Here is a 4,842-nt window from a genome sequence, read left to right as displayed (position 1 = left end):
TTAAGGAAAAACGAAATCTTAGTGACTTAGAAAATGACCTTTACTATCAAAAACAAAATCTAGCAAAGGAGGTTAATTCATGAGTTTAAATATGTATTTGGGAGAAGTGCAAAGCCAAACCCAAAGTATGAACGCTGTATGTACGGCTACCATTCAAGGTATGGAACAAGCCATTCAGTCGATTGACGCTTTTGCAATTGATACTGTTCTACAAGGACAAACATATAGCAGTGCAAAAGCATTCTTTGCACAAACCTTTCGTCCATTAGCACAAGGAATCATTTACTTGTGTGAAGAACTAATCCGTCAGAATAATGCCTTTCCAAGTCAATTTCAATCACAGGTAGCTTCAACTGATGTTATTGAACAAGAATTATTAGAACAAATTCGAGAAATTGACCGAATGAAAACAAGTATGGAAGCTGTCAATCAAGCTATGCCAATTCCGGGTATGGACGCTATGGCGAATCTTTTTATTGTTATGAGGCAAAAACTGCAAGAAAAGCTGGATCATTTGTATCAATTCAATCAGACCTCTAGTAATAATTATAGTACAGCACTTCAATTAGCAACTAGTATTGCTACAGGTCTTGGGGAAGTTCAAAGTGGGAAAGGGTTTAGTGGCGTCAGCGGTACATTTAGTACACAAGGATTGAATATGGATTGGACGGGGCCTATTCAAAAAATTACAGAAGATAAAGCTCGTGAAGTTGAAAGGTTAAATAAGGATTCTGAATCTGGTGAAGTAGACAAAAAAGATTCATTTTTAGGTATGACTGGATTCAGTTGGAATGCACCATTGGATGGAGCGGGGAATACATTCGGAACACTTACAGGTGCAGTTGTAGTAGGGAATACAGCTCATAAAGTAATTAATGGTTATAAGGTAACATACGATTTGGACAGAAGAGCACAACGCGTCCTTGTAAGAGAATATTCCGGTTTTAAGGGCAATAAAAAAATTAATGGAAATTATAGGGATTATAAGATTTATTATGTAGATGATGTCGCGGCAAAAATGAAAAATGGAACTGCTAGCAAGACGATAAAAGAAATAGATGCTCTTATAAAAAATGGAAGTGTGGTAAGTGCGTCTAAAATGGCTTTAAAGGATAAGCTTGGATGGTTTAGTGTGGGTATAGACTCATATATGGATACAAGTGAGAATATCAAAAATAATGAATCAAGTGATAAAATCGCAGGAGATATTATTGGTAATGTTGTTGTAGGAGGAGCAGTAACCGTAGGGGCAACGGCTCTTACAGTTATGGCCCTCCCAGCAGCACCAGTTCTGGCGGTTGCCGCAGTTGGATTTGCTGTTTCAGTAGGACTAACATATTTCACAGAAGGTGTGAAATGGGATGTTGATTTAGATGGTGATGGTGAAGATGACAGTATTAAGGATATGGTGAAAACGGGTTCGAAAAAAGCTTGGTCAACAGTAGCGGGGTGGTTTAATTAATATGAAAAAAAGTATAGATTTTAATAAGAAAGCTTTTGCACATTATATGGCTCTTTATCCTGTAAATGAAATAAGAGTCCATGTAATTGGTCTTGTCCTTTTGGGGGCAGACGTGTTTGTTCTTTTGCCTGCTTTTGCGAATCCTTTTCGATTACTCTATGTATATATAGTAACTCCTCCAGTTATTTTTTTAAATTTGTGGGCGATATGGATTGCTATCAATCCTCGGAAACGACAATTACAATACACTCTATTTCGAGGAGTATATGGCACCATATGTTCAGTCGGATTATTGGTTATAACTCAAAAATATGCCTATGAAGTGTTACAATTACAAACTCCTATCTATTTTATTTTTTCAGTTGGTTTGTATGGTTTTGCTTTGTATTATTTTTATAAAAATCATATTGAAAAACTTCAGGAACCAAGAAAAAAATCAAAGTCGTCGAAAGGAACTGGTGGTGTAAAAGTAGCAGCTATTGCAGCTGGATTGGGGCAGTTAATTGCTAATATAATTCTTAGCATTGCAACACAACAGATGGGGGCAATTGTATTTATGTGTGCATGCACAGTGTTTTCGTTTGGTTTGTTTTATATGATTATAGAACTCCATAAGTATTATTATTTACGGAAGCATATAGAAGATGGAGGGAAAATACGTATAGGCTTTTAAAGAGAATTTGTTGAATTTTAAGTATATAATCGCATTCTTGGATGATAGGGATAGAAGAAGTTAAAGGATTTGAAAATCAATACCAGGCTATACCTTAGAGTAAAAAGATCAAGAGTGGATATATGGATAAATAATATTTAATCGAAAACGACAGGATGGTGCAAGTGAGATTCTGCGCTATTCAAATAATCTTTGAAAAATATATAAGCCGTATAAGAAAGGGCGGAGAATTATGCAATTTTCTAAAGAAAAGCTGTTACCAAATGGTTCTATTGTTCTGTTAAAAGGAGGGACAAAAAAGGTTGTAATTTACGGAAGAAAACAACTACTTATGGTTGAAGAACCTGTTATGTATGACTACATTGGCTGTTTTTATCCAGAAGGATATATTGATCCTGATTATACATTTGTATTTAATCAGGATGCTATTGAAGAAATTATATTTGTAGGTTTTGTAGATGAGGAAGAAGAGGCATTTGTAGGATTGCTTAATTGAATATGATCTAGAAATAGGGAAAGGAATCGAAACGATTCATGCCATTTATAAACAAAAACGAAGTTTGCAACCAAACTTCGTTTTTTCAACGTGCAATGAATTACAAAAATCATTTGAAATTGCATAACATTTATTTGTAAATATTCCATTTTCTATCTGTTAAGAGACTTTGCACCAGAACCGTATGGAGGATCATTATTATTTTGAGAAGAGAAATAAAAAATAGGGAGTATAAAAATGATTGATCAATTTAAATTTTTAAATCCACAAGCGTTAATTAGTATTTTTGGGAAAATACCAAAGTTTGAAGAATCAGAGTTATTAGATGTACGTCTTAAAAGAGATGGTCCTACTTTAGTTATTCAATTGATGACAAAGGAAAATGTTGAAAACAAGCCAAAACGATGGAATAAGTGGGATGTAATTTATGTGGAAATATCTTTCTTTACTATTCATAATTTAACAATAAAAGGTTTAGGGACAGAAAATATAATTGATTATTTTGAAATAAATACGATAGAAGAAGAAGGTTTATTAAAAATTAAGTGTAAGAATCAAATGCTAGTTGAGTGTTCGTTTGAATGGGCAAAGGTAGAAGGGGTAACCCCAGGTTTAATAGGATTACCATAATTTTGATGGGAAGTAGATAGTTAATTTTTATAGTATTCACATTTTAATATTTTTGGATTAAATAAGGAATGTATCAAGGACATTATCTTTTTCTTCTTTATTGATACCAATGTATTTAAGTGTAATTTGTGGTGTGCTGTGATTGAGTATGTCTTGCAACATGGCTACATCTTTAGTTTGTTTATAGAACCAATAACCGAAGGTTTTGCGCATAGTGTGTGTTCCTATAGATTCTACACCGGCAAAATCTCCGGCTTTTTGTAATTGTCGATAAGCCTGGATTTTACTAATGGGTTTGTCTCCTTTTCGAGAAGGAAATAACCAGGTGTTTTCTAGTGTTTGGGTGTACGAATAGACTTCATCAAAAATAGAAGTAAGGTTAATCATGCGTTCCTTCTTTGTTTTTCCCTCTTTAATCTTGAATTCTCTTCTTTTTTTTCGTTTTAGCTTTACTATAGTTTGTGTTTCGATTTGGAGTAGATCACTGACGCGTAATCCGGTATGAATTCCAATAAGAAAGTGAATATAGTCTCGTTCGGAACAATGACGTTTAAGAGCCCATTTCATATCTTCTATCTGTTCTTTACTACGGATAGGTTGGACATTAATGAGATGTGTTTTTTTGTTCATGGATTTAAACCTCTTTAATTATAGTGTTTTGAATGTATACTTTTATTGTGTATTTTGAGGATATCAGAGAAAATGATGAGAAGTCAATATTTCAGAGGATTTGAATGTAAACTAATATTGAAAAGTTTACTTTCAAAAGGGGGCAATAAAAAAACAGTAGTGCATAAAATTACTACTGTTTTTTTGCAAGTAAATTATTTGAACTCTTTTCTATATAATCTAAAAGAATAAATAGCTCCAACGAAACAGACAATGGCTTCAAATAATATGAAAAATTGACGGAAATACATATCTTTACTCACCAAAGAAATAAATATGCCATTCATTACAATTTGAGTAAGAAACATACAAGAAACAATCTTAAGATAAATAGCATTTGTTCTTTCATCTGGTTGACCAAATTTTTTCATCATAATAAAAAGTACAATACATGAACCTACAAGTAGAACTGATATAAATCCTACAACGATATTGAAATTGTCTGTGCTTTCTAACATCCAGTTATTTAATAGATCAAGCATTATTAACTTCCTTTCCTACATAAGAGAATATTTCATTTATATCAACCTCAAAATAATTAGCTATTCGATATGCTAACACTAGTGAAGGAGAGTAATTATTCTTTTCCATAACAAATATCGTTTGTTTAGAAACCCCAACAGCATCAGCTAAATCTTTTTGTGACATTCTTTTTAATACCCTATATTCATAGACTTTATTTGTTATAGAGTCGCCATGTTTTTCCTTCATAGGTAACACCTTCCTTTCTTAAGACTTATATTAAACTTATTTTATAAAAAAGTAAAGTTTAATTATACAAAAGATAAAAATTTTTATATAAATTAAAAGAAATACTATATATTTCTTGAAAGTAAACTTCTATTTAAAAGTTTACTTTCGTATTTATAATAAATAAAAAGCACTTTTTAATGTTTTAAAAGTGCTTTAACT

General features: G+C 32.3%; 7 protein-coding genes and 2 pseudogenes. 6 read left to right on the top strand and 3 right to left on the bottom strand.

The features are described from left to right. From CQZ94_RS32605 to CQZ94_RS30150, 6 genes and pseudogenes are all read left to right on the top strand, one after another. Positions 1-83: pseudogene (locus CQZ94_RS32605) on the top strand (DUF3958 family protein); the annotation flags it as partial. Continuing rightward, the gene (locus tag CQZ94_RS30170; RefSeq protein ID WP_105588364.1) at positions 80-1,462 is read left to right on the top strand and encodes a T7SS effector LXG polymorphic toxin; all 1,383 of its coding nucleotides are present in this window, start codon (positions 80-82) and stop codon (positions 1,460-1,462) included. The pseudogene CQZ94_RS32605 and the gene CQZ94_RS30170, both read left to right, overlap by 4 nt. A gap of 1 nt (position 1,463) precedes the next feature. Continuing rightward, on the top strand, positions 1,464-2,135 hold the full coding sequence (locus CQZ94_RS30165; protein WP_002205125.1) for a hypothetical protein: 672 nt from the start codon (positions 1,464-1,466) through the stop codon (positions 2,133-2,135). Positions 2,136-2,367: 232 nt separating this feature from the next. Further along, positions 2,368-2,631, top strand: a complete 264-nt coding sequence (locus CQZ94_RS30160; protein ID WP_078177365.1) for a DUF4176 domain-containing protein — start codon at positions 2,368-2,370, stop codon at positions 2,629-2,631. A 19-nt stretch (positions 2,632-2,650) separates the two neighbouring features. After that, a pseudogene (locus CQZ94_RS32530) lies at positions 2,651-2,758 on the top strand (IS6 family transposase); the annotation flags it as partial. 110 nt (positions 2,759-2,868) lie between these two features. Beyond that, entirely contained in the window at positions 2,869-3,261 is a 393-nt protein-coding gene (locus tag CQZ94_RS30150; RefSeq protein WP_000566919.1) for an immunity 50 family protein, read from the top strand. Positions 3,262-3,318: 57 nt separating this feature from the next. Here the strand turns inward: CQZ94_RS30150 and CQZ94_RS30145 are convergent, their stop codons facing one another. The 3 genes from CQZ94_RS30145 to CQZ94_RS30135 form a co-directional block, all read right to left on the bottom strand. Next, complete coding sequence (locus CQZ94_RS30145) at positions 3,319-3,891, bottom strand: tyrosine-type recombinase/integrase (protein ID WP_105588363.1); 573 nt, start codon at positions 3,889-3,891, stop codon at positions 3,319-3,321. A gap of 194 nt (positions 3,892-4,085) precedes the next feature. Then, positions 4,086-4,412: a 6-aminohexanoate hydrolase gene (locus tag CQZ94_RS30140; protein ID WP_070140219.1), complete on the bottom strand. Its 327-nt coding sequence runs from the start codon at positions 4,410-4,412 to the stop codon at positions 4,086-4,088. Continuing rightward, on the bottom strand, positions 4,405-4,641 hold the full coding sequence (locus tag CQZ94_RS30135; RefSeq protein ID WP_070140218.1) for a helix-turn-helix transcriptional regulator: 237 nt from the start codon (positions 4,639-4,641) through the stop codon (positions 4,405-4,407). Before CQZ94_RS30135 ends, CQZ94_RS30140 begins: the two co-directional genes overlap by 8 nt. Between the last annotated feature and the right edge of the window lie 201 nt (positions 4,642-4,842).

Origin of the sequence: Bacillus sp. MYb209 (genome assembly GCF_002975175.1) — a bacterium.
Taxonomy (GTDB): Bacteria; Bacillota; Bacilli; order Bacillales; family Bacillaceae_G; genus Bacillus_A.
This window is presented reverse-complemented; position numbering and strand designations above follow the sequence as displayed.